The following is a 4812-nucleotide window of genomic DNA, read 5'->3' on the forward strand; positions in this document are numbered from 1 at the left end:
GCGTCTGCGAGATCACGGTGAGCAGGGAGGAGGCGTAGGAGGCTTCCCCGACGCGGCGGCCGGTGTAAGACGTGAGACTCCCAGGACCGGGAGCGCGGCGCACGCCCCGGTCGTTCCAGGAGAAAACCCCGATACCGAGCCTCCGAGAGCGACGTCAGCCCCGACCGGGTTCGGTACCCGACGCCCGGCGCGGGCGTCCGGCCCGACACCGAAGGCCGGACCCGAACTGCTCAACGGGTCTCCGACCCACCGAACGTGATTTCGACCCGCGGAGTGCCGACCCCAACGAGCCGGAACGATCGGACTCGAGCCCACCGGTCGGAACCCTCCTACGACTACGGGCCCGGCTTACCCCCGCCTCACATCTACTTCTCGGGAAGAGCGGCGGCCCCGGGCCTCGACGCGGGTCCGGGTTGATGATGGCGGCGGCCGCGCGGACGGGCGCGTCCACCTCGGGTCAGGGCCGCCCCAGTTTCCTCACCGCTCGGGGACCCAGGCGGTCATCATTCCCACCGGCGGTCCCGCCTCGGCGCAGCCTCCCGAGGGAAGGGCTTGATTCACGACCGCGGGCCGGTCGGGCGGACGTCGGCGTCCCTGGCGGCTCATCCGACCACCCACGAGCTCCACCTCGGCACCCAGAGTCCCGGGAGCACCGGGATGAGTATCACGGCCGTCGTCAGCGACGTAGCAGGAGGGTCCGGCTCTTGACCCTCCCGAGCGGCGTCCAGGTCAGCACCACCACGAGCAGCGCCGAGAGCACCGAGTGCACCCTCAGCACGAGCCTTACGTCGTGAACGCCGTGCCCTCGGAAGGAGCGGAGGCAGTCTTTGGGAACCCTTGCCGGCGAGCACGGCGTCCGAAAAGGCCTCGACGGCTTCCTCCATCTCCGACACCTCGGCCGTCCGAATTGGGGGAGGAAGATCGCCGAGATCAGGGCGTAGAGGTACGCGGTCGGGGCGTCCTCACGCTCCAGGACGTCTGCCAGCCCCAGGAAGGTGAGGAACGTCACGGGGGCCGCCTTGCACAGGAACGACGCCGTGTAGTAGGCCCGCACCCTCCGGTACAGGACCAGCAGCCGCTCGCACTCCAGCCTCGAGTGATGACACCGGAACCAGCGCCCCTTGAGCGCCCGGTAAAGCTTCCCGGACTCCAGCACCTCACCGGCCCGGAAGAGCCTGGCCCCGGCCCTGCCGCCGACGCTCCGGCCACCACCGCCACCCCTGCTCCCGGCAAGGAGCGTCTCTGGATGCTCGAGAACGGGGCCGAAGACGTCCCACGGGTCCCCGGGGAGGGCGAGCAGCGCCAGCGTCAGAGGCTCCATCGGCCCGCGGTCCCCCGGGACCCACGGCTACGGGGAAGATGGGACCGGTACGATCGGGAGGTAGGGTGCTTTTCATCTCCTAGAAGTGATCATCGAGCGTGAACGCCGGGGCTGCGCCGGTACGGCTCGGACGATCGCCTTTCGTTCTGTCACTACCTCCTACTATCCGGCGGCTCGGTGTGAAATAATTATTAGCTCAGACCGGGCGGCTTAAACGGGGATGATCTAATGGTTAAAGCGGTCGTAGTGATTGGGCACCAGCCGTACTCGCTCAGCGTCGCGAAGGCCGCGGAGCGCCTGAGGGGCAAGGTTGACGTTCGGATGTTCTACTCGTGGGACCTGCGCGAGCGGTCGGAGGAGTTCGTGGAGGCGATGCGCGAGGCCGACTTCGCGGTACTGAACGTGATGGACACGGCCGCGGCGAGATCGGTGAATCTGGACGGGCTCGCGGAGGAAACGCCGTTCGTCGCGGTGCACTCCTGCTTCGAGGTCATGCGTGCCTCGTTCAAGAGCCTGGGGCTGGAAAAGAGTCGGCTCTTCCGGTTCCTGAGACGGATGATGGAGGGTCGGAGGGACAACCTGTCGGGCGTGCGCATGGACGAGGCGCTGGAGCGCGGGGCCAAGCTCGCGGAGAGGATGGGATGGTTCGGGGCGCTGAGGCGGCTGAAGGTCGCGATGCGGGCGTTCCGGTACTGGGACTACGGTGGCGTGGACAACGTGGAGAACCTGCTGCTGTACCTCGCTCGCGAGCTCGCGGGCGCGGACGTTCGGGAGCCGGACCCGCCGCGCGAGATCCCGGGCCGCGCGCTCTACGACCCGGAGCGTGGGCTGGTGGACGAGGACTTTCTGGGGGAGCTGCGCGAGGAGTACGGGACGCTCGTCCCGGTCACGTTCTACAAGTTCTTCTACTCGAACGGGAACCTGGAGCACGTGGACGCGGTCATCGAGGCGCTCCGGGAGGAGGGGCTGGGCGCCGTCGGCGCTTACTGCTCGGTGGACGCGTACGGCACGCTGACCCGGTTCTTCGAGGGTGAGCGGCCGGACGCGGTGGTCGCCCTGACCTGCTTCCGGATCGTGGGTGGGCCGATGGGCGGCGAGGTCGAGCGGGGGATCAAGCTGCTGCGACGGTGGGACGTGCCCTACTTCGTCGCCCCGCAGGTCTGGTACCTGGACCGGGAGGAGTGGGAGGAGAGCGAGTTCGGGATGGACCCGCTGAGCCTGCTGATCAACGTGTCCCTGCCGGAGCTGGACTCGGCCATTTTCCTGCCCCCGGTCGCGTGCCAGGCGGAGGTGGGCCGGTTCGGGGACGTGCCCCTGCACGCGATGGAGCCGATCGAGGAGAACGTGGAGCGGGCGGCGGAGCTGGTGCGCCGGTGGGTGGACCTGCGCCGGCGCGGGCCGCGGAGGGTGGCGATCGTGCTGTTCAACTACCCGCCGGGCGAGGAGAACGTGGGGGAGGCGGCCTACCTGGACACGTTCTCGAGCCTCCGGAACGTGCTGAGGCTGCTGCGGGACGAGCTGGGGCTGAAGGTGGACCTGGATCGGGTCACGGACGACGCGCTGCGGCGGCTGGGGAACCCAGACCTGCGGCACCGGCGCCCGGAGGACGTGCCGAGGGCGGACGAGGTCCCGCTCGGGCGGTACCGAGAGTGGTTCGAGGGACTGCCTCGGGAGGCGAGGGAGCGGGTGCTCGAGGCCTGGGGCAAGCCGGAGGAGGACCCGCTGGTCGTGGACGGTGCGCTCCCCATCTTCGGGCTGGACCTGGGCGACGTGTTCGTGGGCTTCCAGCCGACGCGGGGACTCCACGAGTCCGAGGAGTCGTACCACGACGACACGCCGCCCACGCACCATTACGTCTGCTTCTACGAGTGGCTGCGGCGCGAGTGGGGGGCGGACGTGATCCTGCACTTCGGCACGCACGGGACCCTGGAGTTCCTGCCGGGCAAGGAGAAGGCGCTCTCGGAGTCCTGCTTCCCGGACCTGCTCATCACGCCGCTCCCGCACGTGTACCTGTACAACGTGAACAACCCGTCCGAGGCCGCGATCGCCAAGCACCGGACGTACGCGTGCATGGTCTCCCACCTGCACCCGCCGCTCGCCGACCCGGAGCTGAAGGGGTACCGGGACCTCCTGCGCCTCTGCGAGGACGTGCGCGAGGGCCGGGCGGACGTGGAGGAGCTCCGCGAGGTCGTCGAGGCCGCCGGGATCCGGCTCGAGGTCGAGGACGACGACGCGTTCGTGGGCGCGGTGGAGGCGATGGTCCGCCGGGCGCTGCGGGACCGGATCCCGTGCGGGCTGCACGTCGTGGGCGCGGACCCGGACCCCGAGCTGATCGCCGAGACGGCCGTGAGCTACGCCGAGTCCCGGGACCTGCTCGCCACCGACCGGGACGAGGCGGTCGAGATCGTCCGGGAGTACGTCGAGGAGGGCGAGGACCGGCTCCGGGAGGCGTTCTCGGACCCCGACGCCGTCCGAAGGCTCGTCGACGGGCTGGTCGAGTCCTACGAGCGCGAGACCGAGTCCCTCGTGCGCGCCCTCCGCGGCCGCTACCTCGAGCCGTCCCCCGGAGGCGAGATCGAGCGGAACCCCGAGGTCGTGCCCACCGGTCGGAACCTCACCTCCCTCAACCCGCGGCGGATCCCCACCCCCGAGGCCGAGGAGCGCGCCCGCAAGGCCGTGAGGGAGCTGCTCGAGCGCTACCGGGAGGAGCACGGCCGGTACCCGGAGACCGTGGGCCTCGTCCTCTGGGCCTTCGAGACGATGCAGACGGGCGGCGAGACCGTCGCGATGATCTTCGAGCTCCTCGGCGTCCGACCCGTCCGCGACGACGCCGGCAACGTGATCGACGTCGAGCCCATCCCCGCCGAGGAGCTGGACCGGCCCCGGGTGGACGTCGTCGTCACCATGTGCGGGATCTTCCGGGACACGTTCCCCAACGTGGTCGAGCTGATCGACCGGGCCGTGCGGAAGGTCGCCAAGCTCGACGAGCCCGAGGACGTGAACCCCGTGAGGAAGCACGTCCGGGAGCTCCGCGAGGAAGGCCACGAGCACCCCGAGGCCCGCGTGTTCGGCCCCCGACCCGACCTCTACGCGGCCGACAACATGCGCTCCAAGGTCGAGTCCTCGGACTGGGACGACGAGGCCGAGCTGATCGACGCCTACCTCAACGACATGGGCTACGCGTACGGCGAGGAAATCCACGGGGAGGAGGCCCGCGAGCTCTTCGAGACCGTGGCCGGCCGCCAGGACGCGACCGCCCAGGTCCGCTCGCACCGCTCCTACGACGTCATCGACCTCGACCACTACTACGAGTTCCTCGGCGGGCTGACCGCGGCCGCCGAGGACGCCGAGACCTACGTCATCGACTCCTGCTCCGGCGAGGACCCCGAGGTCCAGGACCTGCAGACCGTCGTCCGCTCCGGCGCCGCCTCCCGGCTCCTGAACGAGAAGTGGAAGCGGGAGATGCTCAAGCACGGCTACGACGGATGCCG

2 protein-coding genes are annotated in these 4812 nt (G+C 69.9%); one reads left to right on the top strand and one right to left on the bottom strand.

Translation table 11 applies throughout. From position 1 onward, the window contains the following. Window positions 1–676: 676 nt before the first annotated feature. Window positions 677–1321: a hypothetical protein gene (locus ACXJJV_RS05785; RefSeq protein WP_456467239.1), complete on the bottom strand. Its 645-nt coding sequence runs from the start codon at window positions 1319–1321 to the stop codon at window positions 677–679. A gap of 228 nt (window positions 1322–1549) precedes the next feature. Between ACXJJV_RS05785 and ACXJJV_RS05790 the strand changes: the two genes are divergently transcribed. Then, the coding region (locus ACXJJV_RS05790; protein ID WP_456467240.1) for a cobaltochelatase subunit CobN at window positions 1550–4812 on the top strand (3263 nt) is incomplete at its 3' end.

This window comes from Methanopyrus sp. (assembly GCF_053997775.1).